This is a genomic window from Nocardia niwae NBRC 108934 = DSM 45340, from assembly GCF_001613465.1.
Classification (GTDB): Bacteria; Actinomycetota; Actinomycetes; order Mycobacteriales; family Mycobacteriaceae; genus Nocardia; species Nocardia niwae.
In genome coordinates this window covers 115,831-138,064 of record NZ_BDCK01000018.1, presented here as the reverse complement: position 1 = coordinate 138,064, position 22,234 = coordinate 115,831, and the positions used below count along the sequence as shown (strand labels likewise).

23 protein-coding genes are annotated in these 22,234 nt (G+C 68.6%); 14 read left to right on the top strand and 9 right to left on the bottom strand.

The features are described 5' to 3' along the window. Positions 1-146: 146 nt before the first annotated feature. The 5 genes from NNI01S_RS11330 to NNI01S_RS11310 form a co-directional block, all read right to left on the bottom strand. Positions 147-1,097 (bottom strand): Sco1979 family transcriptional regulator, encoded by a 951-nt coding sequence (locus NNI01S_RS11330; protein ID WP_245676071.1) that lies wholly within the window; start codon positions 1,095-1,097, stop codon positions 147-149. Between the two features lie 90 nt (positions 1,098-1,187). Then, positions 1,188-2,132, bottom strand: a complete 945-nt coding sequence (locus NNI01S_RS11325) for a Sco1979 family transcriptional regulator (RefSeq protein ID WP_063020113.1) — start codon at positions 2,130-2,132, stop codon at positions 1,188-1,190. 274 nt (positions 2,133-2,406) lie between these two features. Continuing rightward, positions 2,407-3,471 carry a fused (3R)-hydroxyacyl-ACP dehydratase subunits HadA/HadB gene (locus NNI01S_RS11320; RefSeq protein WP_063019998.1) on the bottom strand — a complete coding sequence of 355 codons (1,065 nt, stop codon included), beginning with the start codon at positions 3,469-3,471 and terminating at the stop codon, positions 2,407-2,409. Between the two features lie 178 nt (positions 3,472-3,649). Further along, the gene (locus NNI01S_RS11315; protein ID WP_063019997.1) at positions 3,650-5,050 is read right to left on the bottom strand and encodes a lipase family protein; all 1,401 of its coding nucleotides are present in this window, start codon (positions 5,048-5,050) and stop codon (positions 3,650-3,652) included. Positions 5,051-5,285: 235 nt separating this feature from the next. Continuing rightward, positions 5,286-6,461, bottom strand: coding sequence for a lipase family protein (locus NNI01S_RS11310; protein WP_063019996.1), 1,176 nt, complete (start codon positions 6,459-6,461; stop codon positions 5,286-5,288). 345 nt (positions 6,462-6,806) lie between these two features. On the opposite strand from NNI01S_RS11310, the gene NNI01S_RS11305 reads away from it, so the two are divergent. After that, positions 6,807-7,049 carry a hypothetical protein gene (locus tag NNI01S_RS11305; protein ID WP_063019995.1) on the top strand — a complete coding sequence of 81 codons (243 nt, stop codon included), beginning with the start codon at positions 6,807-6,809 and terminating at the stop codon, positions 7,047-7,049. A 10-nt stretch (positions 7,050-7,059) separates the two neighbouring features. On the opposite strand, the gene NNI01S_RS11300 is transcribed toward NNI01S_RS11305, so the two are convergent. Next, positions 7,060-8,169: a lipase family protein gene (locus NNI01S_RS11300; protein ID WP_063019994.1), complete on the bottom strand. Its 1,110-nt coding sequence runs from the start codon at positions 8,167-8,169 to the stop codon at positions 7,060-7,062. Positions 8,170-8,334: 165 nt separating this feature from the next. Here NNI01S_RS11300 and NNI01S_RS11295 point away from each other — a divergent pair, with 165 nt between their 5' ends. The 4 genes from NNI01S_RS11295 (at position 8,335) to NNI01S_RS11280 (ending at position 10,434) form a co-directional block, all read left to right on the top strand. After that, complete coding sequence (locus tag NNI01S_RS11295) at positions 8,335-8,847, top strand: DUF2599 domain-containing protein (RefSeq protein ID WP_063020112.1); 513 nt, start codon at positions 8,335-8,337, stop codon at positions 8,845-8,847. 34 nt (positions 8,848-8,881) lie between these two features. Then, on the top strand, positions 8,882-9,541 hold the full coding sequence (locus tag NNI01S_RS11290) for an SDR family oxidoreductase (RefSeq protein ID WP_063019993.1): 660 nt from the start codon (positions 8,882-8,884) through the stop codon (positions 9,539-9,541). Positions 9,542-9,605: 64 nt separating this feature from the next. Further along, a complete protein-coding gene (locus NNI01S_RS11285; RefSeq protein WP_043690427.1) occupies positions 9,606-9,908 on the top strand; it encodes a putative quinol monooxygenase in 303 nt (100 codons plus the stop codon). Positions 9,909-10,206: 298 nt separating this feature from the next. Next, positions 10,207-10,434 (top strand): hypothetical protein, encoded by a 228-nt coding sequence (locus NNI01S_RS11280; protein ID WP_063019992.1) that lies wholly within the window; start codon positions 10,207-10,209, stop codon positions 10,432-10,434. A gap of 253 nt (positions 10,435-10,687) precedes the next feature. On the opposite strand, the gene NNI01S_RS11275 is transcribed toward NNI01S_RS11280, so the two are convergent. Continuing rightward, entirely contained in the window at positions 10,688-11,575 is an 888-nt protein-coding gene (locus NNI01S_RS11275; protein WP_063019991.1) for a Sco1979 family transcriptional regulator, read from the bottom strand. A gap of 90 nt (positions 11,576-11,665) precedes the next feature. Next, entirely contained in the window at positions 11,666-11,887 is a 222-nt protein-coding gene (locus NNI01S_RS11270; RefSeq protein WP_063019990.1) for a DUF397 domain-containing protein, read from the bottom strand. Between the two features lie 327 nt (positions 11,888-12,214). Between NNI01S_RS11270 and NNI01S_RS11265 the strand changes: the two genes are divergently transcribed. From NNI01S_RS11265 to NNI01S_RS11250, 4 genes are all read left to right on the top strand, one after another. Beyond that, complete coding sequence (locus NNI01S_RS11265; RefSeq protein ID WP_063019989.1) at positions 12,215-13,012, top strand: SAM-dependent methyltransferase; 798 nt, start codon at positions 12,215-12,217, stop codon at positions 13,010-13,012. A 315-nt stretch (positions 13,013-13,327) separates the two neighbouring features. Further along, positions 13,328-13,471 carry a hypothetical protein gene (locus tag NNI01S_RS35945; RefSeq protein WP_245676070.1) on the top strand — a complete coding sequence of 48 codons (144 nt, stop codon included), beginning with the start codon at positions 13,328-13,330 and terminating at the stop codon, positions 13,469-13,471. Between the two features lie 236 nt (positions 13,472-13,707). Beyond that, positions 13,708-14,970 carry a PucR family transcriptional regulator gene (locus NNI01S_RS11255; RefSeq protein WP_063019987.1) on the top strand — a complete coding sequence of 421 codons (1,263 nt, stop codon included), beginning with the start codon at positions 13,708-13,710 and terminating at the stop codon, positions 14,968-14,970. A gap of 102 nt (positions 14,971-15,072) precedes the next feature. Next, on the top strand, positions 15,073-15,507 hold the full coding sequence (locus tag NNI01S_RS11250) for a CBS domain-containing protein (protein ID WP_063019986.1): 435 nt from the start codon (positions 15,073-15,075) through the stop codon (positions 15,505-15,507). Here NNI01S_RS11250 and NNI01S_RS11245 read toward each other — a convergent pair. Further along, positions 15,504-15,935, bottom strand: coding sequence for a pyridoxamine 5'-phosphate oxidase family protein (locus tag NNI01S_RS11245; protein ID WP_063019985.1), 432 nt, complete (start codon positions 15,933-15,935; stop codon positions 15,504-15,506). The genes NNI01S_RS11250 and NNI01S_RS11245 overlap by 4 nt on opposite strands. Before the next feature lie 135 nt (positions 15,936-16,070). On the opposite strand from NNI01S_RS11245, the gene NNI01S_RS11240 reads away from it, so the two are divergent. The 5 genes from NNI01S_RS11240 to NNI01S_RS11220 all read left to right on the top strand — a co-directional run bounded on the left by NNI01S_RS11240 (position 16,071) and on the right by NNI01S_RS11220 (position 22,221). Next, on the top strand, positions 16,071-17,318 hold the full coding sequence (locus NNI01S_RS11240) for an aminotransferase class V-fold PLP-dependent enzyme (RefSeq protein ID WP_245676069.1): 1,248 nt from the start codon (positions 16,071-16,073) through the stop codon (positions 17,316-17,318). Then, entirely contained in the window at positions 17,315-18,601 is a 1,287-nt protein-coding gene (locus NNI01S_RS11235; protein ID WP_063019983.1) for a heavy-metal-associated domain-containing protein, read from the top strand. Before NNI01S_RS11240 ends, NNI01S_RS11235 begins: the two co-directional genes overlap by 4 nt. Then, positions 18,598-20,109 (top strand): type III PLP-dependent enzyme domain-containing protein, encoded by a 1,512-nt coding sequence (locus NNI01S_RS11230; RefSeq protein WP_084488710.1) that lies wholly within the window; start codon positions 18,598-18,600, stop codon positions 20,107-20,109. The genes NNI01S_RS11235 and NNI01S_RS11230 overlap by 4 nt, the downstream gene beginning before the upstream one ends. Further along, positions 20,110-21,435: a pyridoxal-phosphate dependent enzyme gene (locus NNI01S_RS11225; protein ID WP_063019982.1), complete on the top strand. Its 1,326-nt coding sequence runs from the start codon at positions 20,110-20,112 to the stop codon at positions 21,433-21,435. It begins immediately after the preceding gene. A 156-nt stretch (positions 21,436-21,591) separates the two neighbouring features. Further along, positions 21,592-22,221, top strand: a complete 630-nt coding sequence (locus NNI01S_RS11220; protein ID WP_063019981.1) for a TetR/AcrR family transcriptional regulator — start codon at positions 21,592-21,594, stop codon at positions 22,219-22,221. Positions 22,222-22,234: the final 13 nt, after the last annotated feature.

The window sequence follows — 22,234 nt, the reverse complement described above, 5'->3', positions numbered from 1 at the left end:
TGGGACAATACTTCGCCCTTCGCCGGCATGCGGATCACCTCGCACAGGAGATGCCCGATTCGCCCACACTGAATCGCGGGTCATGCCGGGTCGAGCCGGGCGCCCGCTGCACGGACCTAGCGCCGTGTCCAGCGGCGGAGAGCCGGTTACCCGCGCGAGCGGTCCACCGGTTCGTCGACGGTCGGCGGGACGCCGTCGCGCAGCACCTCGATCAACCGGCGGGAATGCGCGGGCGAAGGAGCGAGCAGCGAAAGCTGATTCAGCACGGCGTAGTACACGTCCAGGTCGGCGATCTTGTCCAGATACAGCGCGCTGGTCAACTGCTGGAGGTAGACGATGTCGGGCAGATCCGATTCGGCGAAGCGCAGGACGGTGAACGCGCCGTCGGTGAGCGCCGGGCCGCCCACATGGTCGGCCAAGACCTGAATGGTGACGTTCGGCTGCGCCGCCGCGCGCAGCACCCGGTCGAGCTGGGCGCGCCAGACGGTCGAACCGCCGATCCTGCGGCGCAGCGCGGCTTCCTCGATGATCATCCACAACCGGGGTGGGTGTGGGCCGGTGAGGATGTCCTGTCTGCGCATGCGCAGCGCGACCCGGCGCTCGATCGCTTCCTCCGGCTCGCCCGGATGCGACAGGGCGAGCAGCGCACGGGCGTACTCCGGGGTCTGCAGCAGTTCGGGGACGGCCCGCGGTTCGTAGCTGCGGATCAGCCGCGCCGCCTGTTCCAGCCCGAGGTAGGTGTCGAACCACTTGGGCAGCCAGTCGTTGTCCCGCGCCCACCAGCCCGACGCACTGGCTTGCCTGGCCAATTCCAGATACCGCCGGCGTTCCGCGGGATCGGTCACCTCGTACAGGTCGAGCAGGTCCACCAGATCGCGTTCCCGGCAGCCGGTGCGCCCGAGCTCCAATCGGCTGATCTTCGAATGCGACCCGCGAATGGCCTCACCCGCCGCTTCGCGAGTGAGACCACGGGCCTCACGGAGGCGACGCAGCCGGCCACCGAGGACCATGCGAAGGACCGTCGGACCGCCGCCGGACACCGGATCAGCACCGAGTCCGGGCGCGTCGGCCGGCTGTCGCACGTTCGAAGGACGCATGCCCCGAGTCTGCCATGTCGACCCAATCGTGATCTACGGCCGAAAGTCCCTGTACGCCGGAATATTCGTGGTTCGGCGGGCGTCTACAGGTCAGGCGGAACCCGACGGCAGATCGACGATGCGCGGCTCGCGTTCGCGCAGCGCCGCGACGAGGTCACGGGTGTACTCGGGCGGCGCCGCGTGCACCGACAGCAGATTCGCCACCGCCCGGTAGGCCGCGAGATCGGCGTCCTTGTCCAGGTACAGCGCGCCGGTGAGCTGCTGCAGGTACACGATGTCGGGCAGATCCGCCTCGGCGAAGCGCAACATGGTGAACGCCCCGTCCGCCAGCGCCGGGCCGCCGACATGATCGGCGAGCACCTGCACCGTGATGTTCGGCGCGTCCGCGGCCCGGAGCATGTGTTCGAGCTGGTCCAGCCACACCTGGGATCCCCCGATCCTGCGGCGCAGCGCCGCCTCCTCGACGATCAGCCACATCTGCGGCGGATCGGGCCTGGTCAGGATCTCCTGGCGGCGCATCCGCAGGGCCACCCGCCGCTCGATCGACTCCTCGTCCTCGTGCGGATGCGCGAGCACGAACAGCGCGCGGGCGTAGTCGGGAGTCTGCAGCAGCTCCGGGACGACCCGCGGCTCGTAACAGCGGATCAGCTGGGCCGCGTGCTCCAGCCCGAGGTAGGTGTCGAACCACTTCGGCAACCAGTCGGTGTCGTGATGCCACCACCCCGAGGTGTTCGCCTGCGCGGCCAACCGCTTGAACTCCGCGCACTCCGCCTCGTCCGTGACGCCGTAGAGCGCGAGCAGATCCACCAGGTCTCGTTCGCGGAAGCCGGTCCGCCCCAATTCCAATCGGCTGATCTTGGAGTGCGACCCTCGGATGGCCTCGCCCGCTTCCTCGAGCGAGATGCCGCATGCCTCCCGCAGCCGCCGCATACGCCCGCCGAGGATCATCCGCAAGGCGGTCGGGCCGCCCTCGGCGGCGGGAGCCGTTCCACGAGCGATGGATTCGTTCCGAGGCCGCACTACCGAAGCACGCATGTTCCGAGTCTCGCACGAGCACCGCGCACACTCCAGCACCGAACCCCGTCCAACACCGCGAATGCGCAGGTGCAAGCACATCCGCAAGATCGTTCCCGTGGTCGCCGGAACGCCCGCTCGTTCCGGCAGCGCGCAGCCGTCGCACGAGACGACGCGGTTGCGGCACGGTTCACCCACGTGCTTGTGCGCGACGAACTCCGGCAGCGACTGCGGCGAATGCGCCCAAGCCGCCGGATATCAGCGAAAGACGCGACTGTTCGCGCAGCGCCTTGTCTCAGCGCAGCAGTATGTCCGCGGTCGCGCGGCCGAACAGCTTGCGCTCCCCGCAAGTAGCCGTCAACGCGATGGTGGCCGCGCGGCGATCCGGATCGAGTTGCTTGACCCGGCCGCGGAATTCGATCGCGCTCGCCTCGGCCGCGGGCACCGGAGCGAAGCCGGCGAACCGCACCCCGTACCGGGTGACGGCGGCCGGATCACCGAGCCACGAAGTGAGATATCCGGCGCCGAGGCCCATCGTCAGCAGTCCGTGCGACACCACGTCGGGCAGCCCGGCGCTGCGCGCGACCACGTCGCTGAAGTGGATCGGATTCGAATCGCCCGACACACCGGCGTAGTTCACCAGATCACCACGGGAGAGCAGCACCGTGCGCGGGGCGATCTCCATGCCGACGGACAAGTCCTCGAAAGCGGGAGCGGTGCGGGGTCTGCGTGGCTCGTCGGAGGAGTCCGGGCGCAACTCCTCGTCGAAGCTCTCGACCAATCCGCCGTCGTCGCCGGTCTCGCGCGCGGCCGCCGCCTCCGCGCGATCGGCGGCCGACTGCCCGGTCATGATCACGCCCTCGACCGCCGCGCGCAGATCCGCGGCGAGGTCGACCCCGGTCTGCGCCACCGCCGTCGTGTGCGCGGTCTGCAACACTTCCTTGTGCTGGTTGCTCAGCACGTTCCTGGTGACCATGAAATCCTTGTCACCGAACTGCCGGAACGACTCGATATAGGAGTCGCACCGCACCTCGTCACCCGCGACGATCGGCCGGTGCACCTGGATCGACTGTTCGGTCTGCAGTACCTGGCCGAGGTCGTAGCCGGAGAGCACGGACTCGAACATCTTGCGCTGCATCAGCATCAGGACGATCGAGGAGAACGTCAGCGGAGCGACGAGCCCGTCGAAGCCGAGTCCCGCGGCCGCGTCTTCATACCGGTGCGCCGGGTGACCGTCCTGCAGCGCTCGCGCGAACTCCCGGATCTTCTCCCGTCCCACCTCGTACGTGTCGGTCAGGCGGTAATGCCGCCCCACCAGTGCCTTGGCTTGCTCGGACGCGGTGGTCGTGATGTGGTTCATGTGCCTCTCTCGCAAAACGGGCGTAGACCCCGCCCGACCGGCCCACGGTACCCAAAGCCACGACGACGCCGCTGGAGCGCCCTCACCAGATCTGGGCATACGAACCGAAGGGGACACGGTCTTGATCGCGAGGGCAGGCGCACCGCGTTACCGGAGCGCCCGCGGCGCCTTCACCCGGTCAGCACTCGTCGGGGGCGCGCAGGCCCCGCAACCGGTCGTCCAGCCAGATCATCGCCTCCGGATAGCCGAGCGCACCGGCGATGATGTGCTCACCGAGCACACTGCGGTACACCGCGGGCACCCCGAGCCGGCACTGCTCCCGATAGAGATTGCGCGCGCCCTCGGCCGGGATCCAGAACTCCTGCTCTCCGTTGTAGATGAACAGCGGCGTGGCCGACCTCATGCCGGCCATCTTGGTCACCCGATAGATATCCGCGGCCAGCGCGGAATGCAGTGGATCGGGGAAATTCGCGGCGATGTCGATCGGAAGCATCAGCACACCGATCGCCCCGAAGCTGCTGCCGCACATGTTCTTCACCGGCGAGGTGGCCACCCACTGGGCGAGATTGTTCATCCCGGCCAGGATCTCCGGTCGCTCGCGGCCGATCCCGAACACCGCGCCCATGAATATCGCCGAGGCGAGATTGCCGTTCATGCTGCGCGCCAGCATTTCGAAATCGGCGGGCACGCCGCCCAGCGCGGCGCCGACGATCACGTCCGCCAATTCCGGTGCGTAGCCGTCGATCAGCTTCACGGCCCCGTGGGTGGCGATCGCGCCACCGGAATATCCCGCGAGACCGAACCTCGCGGCGCCGAACTCCTCCGGCAGCAGGCCGCGCACCGCCCGGATCGAGTCGAGCACGGCGTGTCCGGCCACGATCGGCTCGGCGTAGGCCATCGACGGCCCCTCGTGGTCCGGGATCAGCACGGCGTAGCCGCGCAGCGCCGCCACGTGCGTCGTGGGCGGGAGGAAATCGGTGCTGCTGGTGTCGGGATTGAGTCCGTGCGCGAGGGTGTATCCCGGCGTGCAGGTACGGCCGAGGGCGTCGATGGGCAGGTTGTTCACCACCACCGGCCGCTGCCCCGGCCCTGGCCACGGTGCGGCGGGGACGATCAGCGTCGCCGTGGCGTACGACGGCGCGCCGTGGGCGTCGGTGGTGCGGTACTTCACCAGCAGCGCGCGCTGGATGGGCAGCAGCAGCAACGGTGCCGCGGTCGGTCGCACGTCGCGGACCTCGATGACCTGTCCCGCGGTCAGTTCGTCGAGATTCGCCGGCCGTAGGTCGAATATCGGGTCCCCCACGGCCGCGGGCAGCGTGGCCGTGCGCAACGCCGCCAGCGACGGCGACAGCGTCGTCGCCTCGTGCGCGGGAAAAGCCGGTTCCGGCAGCGGCGCGATCGGCGGCGGCGGGATCACCTGATCGATGAGCTGTTGCAGGCCGGGCAAGAGTCCGCCGGGCGGGAAGACGCCGGACACGTCGGTCGGCGGCGGCGCGGGCGGTGGCTCCGCGGCGGCGGGGACGGACAGCAGAGAGCCGGCGGCGAGCAATGCCACAGCAATGGCACGCGAGATTCTCATGGCACACGCCTTCGGGTGCGAAACGGCAACGTCGTCTGGCACCCGGGCGCACTGGCCTTCGACCCCCGAAATGTCCCCTGTCAGACCGGGAGCCAGGACGTCAGGCTACGTCAGCGCCCCGGACTGGACGCAGTAAAGCATCCGAGTTGTGTTGTCGCGTATCCATATCGCAACAACCGAGCCGAGACCCGTATGCGGAGAGCGGGTCCCGGTTCGGGTGTCCGTGAATCGTCGCTCAGCAATTGCTCGGCGCGGGCTCCCCTCGGAAACGGGCGTCCAGCCAGTTCAATGCCGCGGGAATGCCGAGCACCGCCGCGGTCAGATGGTCCGGCACCGGAATCTGCTCGGCCTGCACCTTGGCGCCCGCCGCGCACCACCGCTTGTCGGTGTTGACCACCGCATCGATCGGGATGAGGCCGTCGATCGGCGAATGCCATTCGAACACCGGCGTCTTCGGCACGCCGTCGTAGAGCTCGAGGCTGTTCTCCTCGACGACGGCGCGCGCGGTGTCGTCGTTGATCATCGAGGTCGTCTTCGCGAAGTCCAGCGCGCCGTGCCCCGCTCCGGTCGACAGGATGTCGTTGGTGCAGCTGTTGGCGATCTGCGCGCGGGCGGCCAGACCCCGCTCGTTCAACTGCTCACTCAGCGGGAAGCGAGTCGGATACTCGCGCTCCAGGCCGAATCCGGCGGCGAACGCGAGCCCGAACACCGGGTGCGGGTTCAGGCCGAGCCCCTCGAGCATCTTCACGAGATTCATCGGCACGCCGCCCATGGCGGCGCCTGCGATGTCCAGTTCCGGTGCGTACTTCGGCTGCAGTGCCGCCGCCCATGCGGTGGCCATTCCGCCGCCGGAGTATCCGACCATCGCCACCGGGCTGCGCTGCACACCGAGTTCGGTGACCTGCTTGACCGCGCGAATCCCGTCGAGAGTGATCTGCCCGCCGAGCTTCGCGGCGCCGTAGGCGAAATTCGGGCCGAGGTGGTCGGGCAGCGCGACGCTCCAGCCGCGCGCCAGCAAGACGTTCCAGCCCGGCGCTTCCCGCACGATCAGGTTCGGGTCACCGGTGTAGAGCACCCGGGAGACCGAGCACTCCGAACCGAGCCCGTTGATGATGTGCTGGAACGACAGCAGCGGCCCGTCGGCGCGATGCGCCTTCGGGGTCAGCACCGTGGTGGTCGCCGCGATCGGCTTCCCCTCCGAGCTCGTCGACCGGAACCGGACCACGGTTACGGTGGTCTCCGGGAAGATCGCCAGCGGCGGCATCACCCGGGTCGCGATCACGTCGCCGGGTTTGCGATCGGCGATATCCGCCGGTGTCGCATAGAAGGGATCCGGATCGGGCTCGGGGTACAACGGCGCGCTGGTTGCCGCGCCGGCCATGCTCGCGACCAGCACGAGGCCCGCGACCATCGCTCCGATCGCACGTGCGAGACGACGTCGCCCCACTCCCCTACCCAACGAACGTGGGCCCTGACTCATCGACGTGTGCCTCCTGAATCATTCAACGCTGTGCTCATCCTCGGCAACATCTCCCGCACCGGTACACCGCCCGGAGCGAACATGTTGACAATTCACAACTTTCGAGCGCGCGGACGGTGTCGGCCGTGCGCCTCGGCTGGTGACTGTACCCGACCGCACGAGGTCCGTTCTGTGACATTTCCAGCCGATAACCTGGAACATGTTCTCAGCAGTGGCGGCCCCTTACCGTCAGACCTACCGGCGCGGCTGCCGCACCGGCAGGAAGGAGACGGTGGCATGGACGGCACTGCGCGCAGATTCGCCGACCGCGACGACACCCTGGATCCGCCGAACCAGCGGATCACCGTCTACTTCGACGGTCCCACCCCCGAGGACGCGCTGATCCTCGAGTACGCGGCGACCAGGACCGAAGCGGGGGAATTCACCTCGGCCGCTGCCCACGCCGGGCTCACCGTCACCGTCGACGGCCAGGTGCGTCCCGGCCTGCGCAGGCTACCGTGCCGATCGCTCTGGCGCTGAGTGAGCGGACTCAGGGCCGGTCGAGCACACCGCGCAGGAACGCGAGCGCGTCGGGGAACGCTTCCCGCGCCGCGCCGAGATGATCGCCCGGATACCAGCCCACCCGCAGATCGGTGCCGGAGGCGCGCAGTTCCGCGATCAGCTCGAGCGTCAGCGGCGCGGGCACTTCCAGGTCGGTCAGGCCCTGGCCGAGATACAGCGGCACGGAGTAGCCGCCCGTCGGTACCTTCAACATCGCGCGCACCGTCGCCAGCAGGGCGGGGTCGTCCAGCGGCCGCGACAGCATGGCGCCGATGCCGATACCGGACACCTGAGCGTCCGCCTCGGTCACGCAGTCCTCCTCCACGACGCGCAGCACGTCCCGGCCCACCGGCGTCAAGTAGCTGTCGATGTCCAGCTCCGGTGCGGCGTCCCGCAATCCGGCCAGCAGCATCCCGAAGTAGGTCGTCGTCTTCTGCAGCGGCAACCGCGGCAGCCAGGGCCCGGCCAGCGGAAACACCGCGTCCAGATTCGACGGCGTGCCGGTCGAGGCCGCACCGCGCAGATCGAGTTCCGGAGCGTCGCCGGGCGCGAGGTGGGCGGTGAACAGCGCCGCATGGCCGCCCTGCGACTGACCGAGAACGGCCCAGCGCGTACCGAGCGCGGGTGCCACCGCCCGCGCGGCGCGCACGCCGTCGATGATGCTGCGGGCCTGGGCGGGACCGTCCAGATAGGGATGCACACCGGGGGTCCCGAGTCCGACATAGTCGGAGATCACGACCGCGTATCCGGCGCCGAGCAGGTCCGGGTACACCGAGGTCAGGTAGTAGTCCCGGGGTTGCAGAGTGAACGCGCACTCGTCGGCGATCCCGGAGGTGCCGTGCGCGTAGGCGACGATCGGCCAACCGCCCTCCGGCGGCGTGCCTTCGGGCAGATACAGCACCCCGGTGCTCTGCATCGGCCCGCGCGGGCCACGCGACCAATAGGTCAGCCTCTCGGCGGTCGCCGCCCCCCGCACATGCAGCTTCCCCGCCAGCTCCACCAGATCGGTCACCGTGCCGGGCGCCTCGCCCACCCGGGCGTCCGCGGGCCCGGCCAAGGCGACCGTCACCGAGACCACGACGCCTGCCGCCCCCACCATGATCCGTCCACATCGCACCGACCGACTATGCCCAGCCGGGGCCCCACCGGCAAGCCACCACAATCGGTGGCCCCGCCGGGGAGCCTCGCCGCGGCGGCGCGGGCTCGCTAGGCTCGGATGAGCACGCCGGAAAGCGGTGCCGAGGAGAACACAGGAGGTTCGGCCGTGGCGCAGCGGTACCCGCAGGGCCTCCGCACCCGGCGGCGCGCGGCCGTTCTGCTCTCGACCGGCCTGCTCACCTCGGCGGTCGCTTGCGGAGCCGACGCGTCCGGGCCTTCCGCGGCCACCACCACAACGACCACCTCCCGCGCGTCCGCGCTGCCGGTCTCGACACCGCAGGCCGCCGTTCCGTCCGTCGACCCCTACGCGGGACAGCCGCTGATCGATCACCTCACCTGGACCGAGACGATCGACGGGCCGCGGCTGCTCGTCTTCCCCACCCAGGCCGGTCGGCGGACCACCTTTCCCGGCTCGGACGACCGGGCCTGGCAGGAGATCGTGGACGGGTCGGCGGACGCCGACGCACCCGGCATGCGCGACCAGTTCCTCTGTCATTGGGCCTGGGCGCGGCTGGTCCAGCCGGACAAGCCGAGCTGGAACCTGGAACCGTGGCGCCCGGCGGTCGGCTACCAGGCCACCGTCGAGGCGCGCTGTAATCCCGGTGGCCCCGAGCGCTGAGCACGGGCGCCGCCCCGACCGGAAGGAGCGTCGCATGCGCGTCGTCATCGCAGGCGGACATGGGAAGATCGCCTTGCTGCTCGCCCCCTTGCTCACCGGAGGCGGCCACGAGGTCGCCGCCCTGATCCGCAATCCCGAGCACGCGCACGACGTGCGCGCCACCGGCGCCGAGCCGGTGCTGTGCGATCTGGAGAAGGCGGGAGCCGACGAGGTGGCGGACGTCGTAAAGGGCTGCGACGCGGCGATTTTCGCCGCGGGTGCCGGGCCGGGCAGCGGTGTCGAACGCAAATACACCGTCGACCTGGGCGGCTCCGTCCGGCTGGCCGAGACGGCGGAGCGAACCGGCGTGCGCCGCTTCCTGCAGATCTCGACGATGGGCGCCGGACTGCCACCCGCTCCCGGTACCGACGAGGTATGGGCGGCGTATCTCGACGCCAAGACCCAGGCCGAAAACGATGTGCGAGGCAGGGCTCTCGACTGGACCATCCTGCGGCCCGGCCGGTTGGTCGATTCCACCGGAACCGGGCTGGTGGCCCTCGCCCCGCCCCCGGTCGGGCGCAGCGACGTCCCCCGCGCCGACGTCGCCGCCGTCCTGGCCGGACTGTTGCCCGCCGCGCACACCTTCGGGCAGACCCTCGAACTCGTTTCGGGGGACACCCCGATTAGCCAGGCAATTGCGCAACTGGCCGACTGAGCTGTCGCGCAGCCCCCTACCGCCCTTGCCGATCGACCGCAACGGTCACGATGGGAGAACAACCGTGTTCAGTCGAATCGTCTCGATGAAGATCCGCCCCGGCTCCCGCGCCGAGTTCCTGGCGGCCATATCCCGCAGCGCCGACGCCTCCGTACGGACCGAGCCCGGCTGTCTGCGCTTCGACATCTGCGCAGATCGGGTGGACCCGCACCGCTTCTTCCTGTACCAGCTCTACACCGACGACGAGGCGGCGGAGGCGCACCGTTTCACCGAACATTTTCTCGCCTGGCGGGCAGCGGCGGACCAATTCGTCGAGCCGGGTACACAGATCGATTACAGCACCGACGTCCTATTCGGGCGGGACTGAATATCCCGCGGCGGGCACCGCATCCGCAAACTTCCGGCCGCGAAATGCGGTCTGCGCACGTGCAATCGATCGTGCAGATGTGCTTGCATGTGAAAGGCACAGCGGCATAAACTCGGTCCCGCAACGCTTTACAGGGGACCATCAGGGGAGGCCGCGTGGGCGAGCCGAAGGCCGAAGCCGCCATGGGTTTGCCGCCGCCAGACAAAGCAGGGGCGTTCGAATGGAACATCCACTTACCGGCGGTCGGTTCGGATCAACCGACACCGCACTGGCCGACCAGCCAGCGAACGGTAGACATATGAGCACATTACCGGCCCACAGCGGCCACACCGATACCGAACTTTCCCGGGAAACCGCCGTGGCATACGTCATCGATGCCGTCGAATCCACCGGGGCGGCCACTCGGCACGATTTCGATATCGACCGGATCGTCACCACCGCGCACGCGATGGCCGACGATTGGGATTTCGAGGCATTGCAGCCCGCGACATTCTGGCGAATCGCCTCCAGCTTCATCAAGCAGTAGACCTCCCGCCGTCCGAGCCCGGCGGGCCACAAAAATACCCTGTGCCACGAGCACATTCGTCGCGTCCCCCGACGCCGGTGGACAGCCACCACGATGCCATCGACGTCGGGCGCCGACCCGAAAACCAAGATTTCCGGCAGCTACCGCCGCCAAGCTATTAGACAGCAAAGAAAACCGAGCGGCCACCTCCGATATCGGAGGTGGCCGCTCGGCGTATCGGGTTCTCGGCCGCGCCTAGCGCTACCGCGCGAACTCAGTGCCCATCGGCGTATTTCTGCATGATCTCGATCGACTTGTCCGGACGCTCGGCCTGCACGCTGAGCCGGTCCATCACCGACAGGTACAGCGCCAGGTCCTGCCTCCGCTCGAGATACAGCGCGCTGGTCAATTGTTCGAGGTACACGATGTCCGGCAGTTCCTGCTCGGCGAAACGCAGAATGCTGAAGGAACTCCCCGCCGCGGCGTGCTCACCCGCGGTGAACGGCAGCACCTGGATCGTCACATTCGGGAGCTTCGCCAGCCGGATCAGGTGCAGCATCTGCTCCCGATGCACCTGCGGGCCGCCGACGGGCCGCACCAGCGCGGCTTCGTCGAGCACCGCCCAGACCACCGGCGGGTCCGAGCGGAAGAGGATCTCCTGCCTGCGCTGACGTACCGCGACCCGCCGATCCATGTCGCCGTCCTCGTACCCGAGCGCCACTACGGCCCTGGCGTATTCGGGTGTCTGCAGCAGGCCGGGAACAAGATGCGACTCGTAGGTGCGAATCTTGCTCGCGGCCTGTTCCAGGCCCAGGTAGGTACCGAACCACTGGGGCAGCAGGTCGCTGTATCGATGCCACCAGCCGGGCTCGTTGGCCTGCCTGGCCAGTTCGAGGAACGACTCGCGCTCCTCCGGATCGTGGACGCCGTAGAGGGTCAGCAGGTCGCGGATGTCACGTTCTTTGAAGCCGGTACGGCCGAGCTCGAGACGACTGATCTTGGCATGCGATCCGCGGATCGCGTCACCGGCCGCCTCGCGGGTGATGTTCCTCTTCTCCCGGAGCTTGCGCAGCTGGCCGCCCAATGCGATGCGTAGCACGGTCGGACCACGTTCCGCGACAACGGATTGCGCATGACCATCGTCATCGGGTTCAGCGATCATCGAGTTCGTCTCCGATACTCCGGGGGTTGCCCACAGTGTGTCACAACCACCTGTCGCGAAACACACCGTACCGACCGCCAATGTTACCGCTCAGCTAGTCAAATAGTCGAACTCCCCGGCCTTCGCGCCGCGGACGAACGCATCGATCTCCGGACGCGTGTAGATCAGGACCCCGCCTTCCGGGTCCCGCGAGTTACGCACTGCCACCTGGCCGTTGGCCGTTTCGGCCACCTCGACGCAGTTGCCGCTCGCATTACTGAAGGAACTCTTGCGCCAAGTTCCGACGATCTCGTTGGTGGATGTATCCGACATCTTCCCCACTCCTCGGTTACCGCAGTTAGGCGATTCGGTTCGTGCAGATGCACGTTCAAACGTTCTTGCATCTGCACCAACACCGGACGATAGCACGAAGTTCGCCACCGCGTGTGCCCGCCGACAGGGCCCGGCGGACCGATGATGTGAAACATGCTCGCCTCGCCTGGAAAACACCGAGATCAGGTCCCCGATCCACCCCGCTGGACAAGCGTGAATCTTGTACTGTCACAGTGCACATCGGATGTACCAGTCATTCGCGACGCACCCACGCGCCCACCAGCACGGCAGTGTCGCGGACACATTTTTGCCGAGGAGTACAACCCCATGCCCGAAGACCACAGCCCTCTCATCCGGACCGACATCCCCCACTCCGCGCGCATCTGGAACTACTGGATGGGCGGCAAGGACTATTACGAGATCGACCGCGTCGCAGGCGATGCCGGGATCGAGGTCGATCCGGACATCACCACCATGGCGGTGCAGTCGCGCCAGTTCTTGATCCGCGCCGTGCGCTACCTCGCCGGCGAGGTGGGCATCCGCCAGTTCCTCGATATCGGGACCGGCCTGCCCACCATGCAGAACACCCACGAGGTCGCCCAGAGCGTGACGCCCGAAGCCCGGATCGTCTACGTCGACAACGACCCTCTCGTGCTCACGCACGCGCGGGCGCTGCTCACGTCCACCACACCGGAAGGCGTCACCACCTACATCGACGCCGACTACCACGATCCCGAGCGGATCATCGCCGACGCCAAGAACGTCCTGAACTTCAACGAGCCCATCGGCGTGATGTTCATGGGCGTCCTCGGCCACGCCAAGAGCTACGACGAACTCCTGCGTATCGTGCACACCGTGCTGGACGCCGTACCCTCGGGCAGCCACCTGGTGATGTGGGACGGCACCGACGACAGCAAGGCCTACGTCACCCTGTGCGAGAACTACACCGGCACCGGCGGCACTCCTTATGTCCCCCGCCCGCAGGCGCAGATCAAGGCGGTGTTCGACGGACTGGAGCTGGTCGATCCGGGTTTCGTGTCCATCACGCAGTGGCGCGCGGGCGACACGGAGGTGGGCGAGTCCCGGCCGATCTCCGCCTACGGCGCGGTCGCTCGCAAGCCGTAAGGCCCCTGGACGCCAAACCACAAGCGGCACAGCGGCGGTCGCCGGTCTCGCACCGGCGGCCGCCGGCGTTTTTTCTGTGACCGATCGTGCAAATGTACTTGCATTTGCAAGTGACGGAGGCATAGACTCGAACTCGAAATCGGGGAGGTACGCAGGGAGTTCGAGCTTGCGTCACCGGCAGGTCGACCTCCTCGCCGCACGTCGGACGCGAGGGGTTGTCGAATGATCGAGCCATTTCGAACTTCTCCTCGGGTCGCCGTCATCGATGGCGGCAGCGGCGAACCCTCGCGCCAGTACCCGGCACCGGAATTCGCTATGTCCGATTGCGGAGCCGAGCCCCGCGGCCTCACCTACCGGCAAGCGCGCGACATACTCTCCGCGCACGAGGTGCACGGCCCGCAGTGCAGGCAATGGCTGGCGGCCGCCGCCTACCTGTCAGCCGGGCTGGACGACGAGTAGGCCCCTCCCTCCGGCGCAGAGGAATTCGGCGCGGCAGGCAACCCGGCCACACCGTTGCCGGACCGCGACATTTCACCCGCGGACAGCTGTAGGAAACAGCGCTGTCGTAGGCAATGGGCAGGGTGCCGGACGATCTCACGGATCACTCCCCCTGTCCACGCCCCTTTCGTATAGTGATCGATCGACTCGGGCGCGATATCTCGCACGCCTGGCGTGGCATTGGGAGCGAACTCGTAATGACCTACTCCGCGTTGGATCTGTCCACCGACTCGTCCGACCCGGTGCTGGAAATCGGCGGACAGCCGGCTTCGGTGCCCCTGCAGAACACCGACAGCGTGGCCTCGCACATGGTCGGATACTTCGAGAACGTCATGGCTCCCTGCCGTACCCTGCCCGGCGAGCAATTACGCGGAGACGTCACGAAACTCACCCGCAGCTGCCTGAATCTCGCCGCCGAGATGTTCGACCGGCGCACCGTACCCGACGAACACCAGCTCGGCCCGGTGCGCGCGGCGGCCGCCCGCTGGGCGCGGGAGGGCGTGCCACTGAGCACCATCCTGCGCGCCTACCACGAAGGACTGCGCATCGCCTTCGGTCTGGTCACCGCGCCGGCCGAGGCCGACGACGTGGAGGAGGTGCTGGTCGCCGCCGATCTGCTGCTCGAACTGCTCGAGGCGATCACCGCGGCGGTGTCCGACGCCTACGTCGACGAACAGCACCTGGTGGCCAAGGAGCACCAGACGGCTGCGCAGACGCTCGCCTCCGCGCTGCTCAGCGGTCGCGGCAGCTCGGCACTGGCCCGGCAGACCGGCATCCCGATCGCGGAGTCCTATCAAGTTGTCGCCCTGTCCATTCCGGAACATCCGGACGAACGCGACCCGCGCGTCGACGGGAACGTCGCCGCGCGCCGCAAGTTGCGGCGGCTGCAATCCGAGCTCGCCACCGTGTTCGCCTCCCGCGCACTGGCCCTGCTCAGCGCCAAGGGCGGCACACTGCTCATCCCGCTGGGCGAGGAGGCCGAGACCGTCCTCACGGCCGCGACGCTCGAGCTGCTGGCCGCCGCCGCCGAGGTCCCGCTCACCGCGACCGTCGTGCCGACCGACACCGATCAGATCCCCGAATCCGCCGACCAAGCGCACGAGCTGCTGAATCTGGTGCGGGTCGGCGTCCGGCCGCCCGGCCTCTACCAGATGTCGGATCTGGCGGTGGAATACCAGCTCACCCGCAGCGGCCCGGCCACCCGGCGGATCGCGACCATCCTCGACCCGCTGGACGCCCATCCCGAGCTGTTCGACACCATGCGCGCCTATCTCGGCAACGACATGAACCGGCAGCTCACCGCCCGCCAGCTGTTCGTGCACCCGAACACCGTCGACTACCGCCTGCGCCGTATCGCCCAGTTGACCTCGATCGACCTGGCGACCTCTGCGGGCATCTCGCAGGCGGCGATCGCCCTGCTGGCCCGCGATCTGGACCGCAGTGTCACGCGCCGCCTCTGACGTCCACCCCGTGACCGAACCGCGACCTGTAACGGATTCGTGCTGGTCACCGGAGCGCTGACTTGCGATCCTGGTAGTGCCGCGACGTCTGGATGGTGAAATATGCGAATTTCGGAGATCCTGCGCAGGAAGGGCAGCGACGTGGCCACGGTCGCGCCCGAAACAACGGTGCGCACGCTGCTGGCCACCCTGGCCGAGCGGAACATCGGCGCGGTCGTCGTCTCCCCCGATGGCGATACGATCGCGGGCATCGTCTCCGAGCGTGACGTGGTGCGCAGTCTGCACGCGCGCGGCGCGGACCTGCTGGACACGCCGGTCTCGGCGATCATGACCGCCGCGGTGCACACCTGCGCGCCCGACGACCGGGTCGACGGGCTACGCCGCACCATGACCGAGCGCCGCATCCGGCATCTGCCGGTCGTGCACGAGGGCAGGCTGGTCGGCATCGTCAGCATCGGCGACGTGGTCAAGAGCGCGATCTCCGAACTGGCGACCGAACGCGAGCACCTCGTCGACTACCTGCAGGGCAGGTACTAGAGCGCGCTCGGGTCGCCCAGATCGGCCGACAGCCAGTGCTCCGGCCGCAGGTAAACGGCGATCTGCTCACCGTAGGCCTCGGCCGCTCTCAGGTACGCGTCGACCGATTCGGCGGGCAGGTACCGCGCAGTCATCTCGCGGTGCAGTTCGTCGGTCATCGGGACGGTCCGGATGACCGGGCCCTCCACACTCACGTACCGCACCGTGGGCTCGACCTGCTGCACCATCAGACTGAAACGACCGGCCTCCCGGAGGTAGCGCATCTTCTGCGACTCCGGTCCGGTCAGGATCCACACCTCGCCCCCAGGGTGGTACTGGTACCAGATCGGGACGGTGAGCGGGCCGCGACCGGCGCCCGCGGCCACCGAGAATGCCGCGACATGCGGCTGTGCCAGGAACTCTTGACGCTCTTGCGGGGTCAGCGGCATATTTCCAGGCTAGTCGTGAAAGACATTGTCCACGACAAAACTTCGAAGTCCGTACCGAAAATGCGTATCGTGGGTGACGTCCGAGTTACCGGTGAAGGGAGCGTCACGTTGCGGTCCCCTGCCCCGAGATCGCGGGTGACGCGGACGGAAGAGCCTCCCCGGTTCGCCCCGGCCGCCGTGCGGTCGATGTTCCCGGCCCTGGCCCGCGCCTCCGAGGTCTTTCTGGACAGCGCCGCCACCACTCAGAAGCCGCTGCCCGTGATCGAGACCATCCACCGGTATCACAGCAACGGCACGGCCAACGTCGGGCGCGGCACCTACCCCTGGGCCACCGGCCTCACCGCGCGGATCGCCCGGATCCGGGAACGCACCGCCGCGTTCCTCGGCGCCGAGCACCCCGACGAGGTGGTCTTCACCGCGGGCGCCACCGCGGCGCTCAACGCCGTCGCGCTGTCGTGGGGCCTGACGGCGCTCGCCGACGGCGACGAGATCCTGTACAACGCGAGCGATCACGCGTCGAACGTCTATCCGTGGCAGCATCTGCGCGGACTGCTCACCCGGTTCGGCCGCCGCATCGATCTGATCCCCTACCGGGTGACCGCCGCCGGCGAGGCGGACACCGACGACATCCTGGCCAAGATCACCCCGCGTACCCGGCTGATCACGACCGGGCACCTGCATCATGTCTTCGGCGGCCTCAGCACCCTGGAGGAACTGCGCGGCCGTATCGACCCCGCCATTCTGCTGTGCTTCGACTGCTCGCAGAGCGGCGGGCATCTCCCGGTCGACGTGACCGCGCTCGGCGCGGATTTCGCGATCTTCGCCGCGCACAAGATGTTCGGCGCCCCTGGCACCGGCATCCTGTACTGCCGCAGACGCGTGCACGACCGATTGGTCCCGTTCCTGCCCGGCGGCAATTCCGGCGTCGGGCCGGAGCCGGACGGACTGCGGGCGGGGCCGATGCCCGCGCTGCTGGAAGGCGGCACGCCCGATATCCCCGGCATCCTGGCTCTCGGCAGTGCCATTGAGGTGCTGGAATCGATCGGCCTCGACGTCGTCGCCGCGCACAACCGCGCCCTGACCCTGCGCCTGATCGACGGGCTGCGGCCGGTCCGCGGCCTGGAGTTCCTACCCGGCCCGGCGCACGCGGCATGCGAGGTGGGCTACGGAATCCTCTCCTTCACCCTGGACGGGATCTCGGCCACCGACGCGGGATTCGTCCTCGGCGAACTGGGTTTCCTGGTCCGCACCGGCGCGCACTGCGTCCCCGCCGATTCCGGTGGCGCGGGCTCGGTGCGGGTCAGCACGCACATCTACAACACGCCCGACGAGATCGACCGATTCGTCGCATGCGTGCGAACCATCGCCGAGGAGGTCACGTGAGTAACGACATCCCCCGCTACGACCGGCGGGCCGCGTCCAGGGTGCTGGCCGACTTGGCGCAGCCGGGGCTGTTCACCGAACCGGTTCGCGATTCCCCGCATCGCCGCTTCGAATTCACCTGCGTCGCAGTGCGTCCGGAGCCGGACAGCCATCTCACCTACTCGCAGCGGCTGTATCTGGAGCGTTTCATGCGCCCGTGCCGCGCGGACCAGGTGACCAGCGCGACACACCGGATCGCGTGGACCGACAGCGACGGCATCCCGAATACCGGGCACTTCCGCGCCGACGGCCTGGGCCCGGTGGTGCCGATCGCGATGCGCGAGACCGTCCTGGCGCTGTGGCACCAGCTGGACAGCGATCCCGCCTTCGCCGCGCGGGTCGCGGCACTCGGACCGGACGAACACGCCATTCTGGCGGGCACGACCACCGACCACGATCCGCGCGACATCTTCCGGGTCGGCATCGAGGCGGCGGGACGCGTGCTGGCCCAGCACGCCCTGCTGGCCGGTCAGACCCCTTACCACGATGCCGCCGCCTTCGCCGAAGCGCTGCGCGCGTCCGGGATCTTCGCCGCGGTGGCCACGCGATGGTTCTGGGAGTTGCAGGCCTCGACGTATCGGCGGGGCATGATCCCGGTGACTCTCGTCGCGCAGCCCGACGGCGCCCTGCGCTACTCGGCCGAGACGGTGGCCACCCTGCGCGCGATGAAGGACGCCACCATCGCCGACGCGCACACCGTGATGGAGCGCGCCACCACGGCCGAAGGTCTCACGGTCGCCGAGGCGATCGCCAAATACCACGACGACCTCGATTTGATCTCCCGGCAGTACGCGCTGCTGCCCGAGGGCAGCCATCCCGCCTGCCCCGCGGCTACACCGCACCAGCTCGACAGCGGGCATTTCAGCATCCTGCCGCTGCTGGTCGACCGGTTCGTCGCGACCTTCACCGAGATCGTGGGCCGCTGCGCGATCGCCGAGGTGAGCGCCGAACTCGACGAGGCGACCGCCGACCGCGCGGCTACCGCCGAAGACCAGGTGTTCTACGTGCCGGACATGACCTGCAAGCACTGTGTCCGCACGATCGGCGGAGTGCTGGAGTCGATGGACATCCGCGTGGTCGACATCGACCTGGACAGCAAGCGGGTGGTGGCCGAGTTCCGCAGTCCGCGCAACCGGGCAAGGGCATTCGAGGCGATCCGGGACGGCGGCTACAACCCGACCGCGCAACGCCCCGACGACGCGACCCGAGCGCGGGTCACCGAGCCGTCGGAAGCCGCCGTATGACGCTGTGGCCGCCTGCGCTGCCCGCGAAGATGCATCCGACGGTCCGCGCCTTCCTCGACACTCCCGGCCTGGCGACGGAGATGCCGGCGCGCTCGGGATCCCCGGCGCATCTGGTGTTCCCGCAGGTCTACTCGGAGAACCTGCTGCGCCTGCGCGCGGTGCTGGAGCGACGGCTTCCCGGGCACCGTATCTGCTACGCGCACAAGGTGAATCAGTCTCGCGCGTTCGTTCGCACCGCCGCCCGCGAGGGCATCGCCATCGACGTCGCCTCACCGCACGAATTGGCCGGCGCGCTCGCCGCCGGATTCGGTCCGCCACGCATCGAGGTCACCGGCCCGAAAGGCGAAGCTTTCCTGCGCGACCTCGTCGACCGTGGGGTGACGATCAACGTGGACAACCTGTGGGAACTGGGCCGCATCGCAGAACTGGCCAGTGATAACACGGAAGTGCCTGTGCTGCTACGTCTTTCCGGTTTCGACGCGGGGCAGGTGAGCCGGTTCGGGGTGCCGCTCGCACACGTCGGGCGGGCCTTCGATCTGCTCTCGGCACAGCGCGGACGCATCGCGTTCCTCGGGTTCGCCTTCCACCTCGACTCCGGTGACGTCGGTGAGCGCGTCCGGGCGATCGACGCCTGCCTGCGGCTGATCGAGCAAGCCTACGAGCGCGGGCTCACCCCGTCGGTGCTCGACATCGGCGGCGGATTCCGGCAGGTGTTCACGGCCGACGCCGAACGATTCGACGCCTATGTGCTCGCGCTGCGCGAATCTCTGCTGGGCCGGGGGGAACCGATGACCTGGGGCAGCAACACCTTCGGCTATCACGTCGCGGGCGGCGCCGTGCACGGCACACCGGTGTTCCACAAGTACGCCAACACCGTCCCCGCCGACCGCATGCTCGCCGATCTGCTCGACGCCCCGCTGGAGCGGCACGGCGGACGCACGGTAGCGCAGGTGACGAGCGACAATCTGCTGGAGCTGTGGCTGGAGCCGGGCAAGGCGCTGGTCGACCACGCTGGCATCACGATGGCCACGGTCGAATTCGTCAAGGAAGTCGCCGACGGCAGCGTGCTGGTGCACCTCGACCTCAGCCGCGACGCGGTGACGCCCGCCGATCAGGAGGTCATGGTCGACCCGATCCTGCTGCCCCGCGCGGCCGCGGGAGACGACCGCTCGACCGGCCCGGTCGGCGTCTACCTCGCCGGACGGCTGTGCCTGGAACGAGACCTGATCACCAATCACAAGGTGTGGCTGCCCACCAGGCCGCGGCCGGGGGATACGGTGGTGTTCCCCAACACCGCCGCCTACCACATGGACCTGTCCGCGGCGACGGCCTCCCTGCATCCGCTCCCGGCGAAGTTCGTGGTCACCCGCGGACCCGACGGGTTCCGCGTCGTTCCCGACGCCGAATACGAACCCGACTTCCCCGTCGCGTCGGCACAGGCGCGTCATATCGCGCCGCACGCCGCCCACCCCGCCACCAGCCCGGTCCGATCCGTCGAGGCCCCCTGAATGCGATACGACCACATCACCGAACTCATCGGCAACACGCCGCTGCTTCGCCTCGACCCCGCGGTGCACGGACTGCCGAACGTCGAGCTGTACGCGAAACTGGAGTCGCACAACCCGTTCGGCTCGGTCAAGGACCGGGTGGCCTGGGCGATGCTGCGCGACGATCTGGCGCAGATCCGCGCGGGCGGGCAGACGCTCATCGAGGCGTCCAGCGGGAACACCGCCAAAGCGCTGCGTGTGCTCGGCGCGGTGTACGGCATCGACCTGCGGGCGGTGACCAACCGGATCAAGGTGAGCGAAGTCCGTGATCTGCTGCATCTGTTCGGAACCGAGATCGTCGAGCTGCCGGGACTGTCCGAGTGCCCCGACCCGACCACGCCGAACGACGTCTACTCGGTGATCGAGGCGACCATGGCGCAACAGCCCGGCGCGTACCGTCACCTGTCGCAGTACACCAACGAGAAGAACATCGAGGCCCACCACCACGGCACCGGACGCGAAATCCACGAGGATCTGACCGCCGACGGCATCACCAGGATCGACTATCTGATCGGCGGGCTCGGCACCACCGGCTCCACCAGGGGGACCGCCACCTACCTGCGCAAGCACAATCCCGAATTGCGCACTGTCGCCGTGGTTTCGGAGCGGTCGGACTTCGTTCCCGGCATCCGGTCGGAGACCGAGATGTGGGATGTGGGGCTGTTCCAGCCCGACTTCTACGACCGGATCGTCACCGTGTCGGCCGGCGACGCCGTGGACGCGACGCTGCGCCTGGCCACCGGGTACGGCGTGCTGGCCGGGCCGACCAGCGGCGCGGGCTATGCCGCCGCGCTGGAGACGCTCGGCGCGCTGGATCTGTCCGCGATCGATCCGCACGACCCGATCGTCGCGGTGTTCATCGTCTGCGATCGGCTCGAGCCGTACCTGTCCTACATCAAGAAGCGCCGACCGGAACTGTTCGGCCGCGCCGAGCGCGACGCGGCGCCGACCGAGGCCGAGCTGGCCGCGGTGCCACGCCTGTCGCCCGAGCAACTCGACGAGCTGGACCGGACCGGCAGGCCGACCATCGTGGACAGTCGTGGCGCGATGGCCTACCGGATCGGGCATGTGCCGGGTGCGTTGAACATTCGCGACGACCAGCTCGACGACATGTTCGGCCAGGGCATCCCGTTCCCGCGCTCGCGCCCCGTCGTCTTCGTCTGCCCTGTCGGGGAGCTGTCGGTGCGGTTCGCCGCACGGGCCCGCCGAGCCGGATACGACGCCGCCAGCCTGGCCGGGGGCGTTGTGGCCTGGCGTGATGCGGGACTGCCGCTGGAACGAGGCTGACCTCCGGGGTGCGCCGTCAGGTCACCGGGCTCGGCGGGAAGGCTCGACAGCAAAGGGGCGACCGGACCGCGGTAGCCGCCGGCGTTCGGCGAGACCACGGAGGGCAGGCCGGAGCGGGCGGAGTCGGGGCCCGCCGCCAGGCATTATCGTGGGGCCGTGCAGACAGGTCAGGAAGCAGACGACGACGGGGGCCCGCGGATCTGGGGTGGGACGACGCTCACCGAGCGCAGGGAGACGCGGCGGGCGACGCTGCTGGAAGCGGCGCTCGACCTGATCGGGGAGTCGGGCGCCGGCGGGGTCACCATGCGGGCGGTGTGCCGCAAGGCCAACCTCACCGACCGTTACTTCTACGAGAGCTTCGCCAGCCGCGACGAGTTACTGGACGTGCTCTACCGCCAGGTCGCCGACGAATTCCTGGAACCCATGACGGCCTTCGCGGCCACCGACGACCCGTCCCGCGACCGCGCGCTCTCGGAGATCCTGGTGGACAAAGTGCTCGCCGACCCGCGCAAATCGCGGCTGTTCCTGGTCGAGCCGTATTCCAGCACCGGACTCGGACAGACCACCTTCGCGGTGATGCCGGTCTTCACCCGGATCATGCAGGACCATCTGTTCGGCCACATCGACGACCCGGTCAAGCGCAGACTGGCGGCCGTGACCATGGCCAGCGGGAACGCGGGCATGTTCTCGGCGTGGCTGAACGGCTCGCTGCGCGCCACTCGCGAGCAGATCATCGAGCACTGCCTCGCGATGCTCACCGTGTATCGCTCGCTCTACCGTTCCTGACTCGCACCACCCG